Origin of the sequence: Mesorhizobium sp. M2E.F.Ca.ET.209.01.1.1 (genome assembly GCF_004010375.2) — a bacterium.
Lineage (GTDB): Bacteria > Pseudomonadota > Alphaproteobacteria > Rhizobiales > Rhizobiaceae > Mesorhizobium.
The window spans coordinates 1-310 of record NZ_SADP02000907.1; the positions used below are offsets into that span (position 1 = coordinate 1).

Genomic DNA, 310 nt, shown 5'->3' on the forward strand with positions numbered 1-310 from the left:
AGCAGCGTCTGGCTGAATTTGCGCAATGCCGCAGGCATCTGGTGCAGATGCGGGTCAGTGAGATGCAGCGCTTGCGGCGATTGGTCGATCCGGATCTGATTGCGATGAAGCAACGCTATATAGCTCAGCTATCTGACGACCTGAAGCAACTGGACAAAGCTATTGCCGAGCAGCTTGAGGGACAGCCTGGCTGGAAGAACATCGGCGCGCTCAAAGGCGTCGGCCCCATCCTGATCAGCACACTGGCCTGCGAGTTGCCCGAACTGGGCAGCTTGGGAAGCAAAGCCATAGCGTCGCTGGTGGGGTTGGC

Annotated in this window: 1 pseudogene; it reads left to right on the top strand. The window is 58.7% G+C overall.

The annotated features are described in order from the left end of the window. Positions 1-310 (top strand): annotated as a pseudogene (locus EN852_RS38430) (IS110 family transposase); the annotation flags it as partial.